1 protein-coding gene is annotated in these 1,039 nt (G+C 68.6%); it reads right to left on the reverse strand.

The genetic code is table 11. From position 1 onward, the window contains the following. Positions 1-1,039, reverse strand: a 1,039-nt coding sequence (locus WEA77_RS04565) for an MmgE/PrpD family protein (protein ID WP_368066682.1), incomplete at both ends; no start/stop codon positions are given.

The following is a 1,039-nucleotide window of genomic DNA, read 5'->3' on the forward strand; positions in this document are numbered from 1 at the left end:
CCGTCTCCTTGTCCGCCAGCCGGTCCGGCCGGAAGTCGTCCAGTCCGACCGTGCCGCGACGCAGCGCAACGGCGCCGCAGTAGGCAAAGCAAAGGCGGGCATAGGAGGAGGTCATGCCCGCCTGCCAGGGTCGCCCCACCAGGCGCTGGATCAATGGCGGGGCGATGAGGCGGATTTTCGCGATATCTGCAAGGTCGCCGATCCGGGGCGCCGCCTGGGCCAGGAGGGCAATGCCGCCCTGGCAGGCCCTGCCGGTCGGGAAAGGCTTGTGGCTGACTTCAGCGATCCGCCAGGTCTTGCCAAGTGCAGCTCGCAGCAGCTGAGGATCGGCCACCTCCTCGAAGAGGCGAAAGTATCCGTAGGGTCCTTCTAAACTGTCCTGGGGACCGGAGATCCCGAAGCCTGCCAGATCGGTCGCCGCGATCGCATTGCGCGCCGCGTTGGCGATCTGGAGCGGCAATGCCGGCTTGCCTTCAACATGGGCCTGCATCGTGCCGGCATTGAAGGAGAGGGCATATCCGAGCGCGTCGCGCGCCTGCTGGGGCGTGAAGGACCTCAGGCGGCTGATTGCCAGCACGGCCCCGAACAGGCCGGCATTTGCGGGGCGGAAAAACCGGAGCGGGCTGCGCGCGGCGACACCGAGTCCCGCAGCCAGGTCGACCCCGACGGCGAGCGCCATGCACAGGTCTTGGCCAGAGACCAGGCGCGGCGCTGCATCGACATGGGCCATCACGGCGGCCAGCAGGACCGCCATGGGGTGGACCACTGCCGGTTCGTGAACGCAGTCATACTCCTGGCAATGGATCTGGAAGCCGTTGACGAAGGCCGCGGTTGCCGGTGTCACCAACGCGCTGCCCGCGCCCCATATCCTCGACGGGCCGGCGCCGCCCCAGCCAAGCGCCGCGCGGCGTACGTCGCCCGCGATCGGATGGGCGGCGCCGGCGATACCGACACCGAGCGTATCAAGCAGAAATGTCTGTATCGCGCGGCGCGCCGGCCCAGGCAGGTCGCCATAGCGGGCCTCCAGCCCATGCGCGAT

It is taken from the genome of Hyphomonas sp. (assembly GCF_040882205.1).
GTDB lineage: Bacteria > Pseudomonadota > Alphaproteobacteria > Caulobacterales > Hyphomonadaceae > Hyphomonas.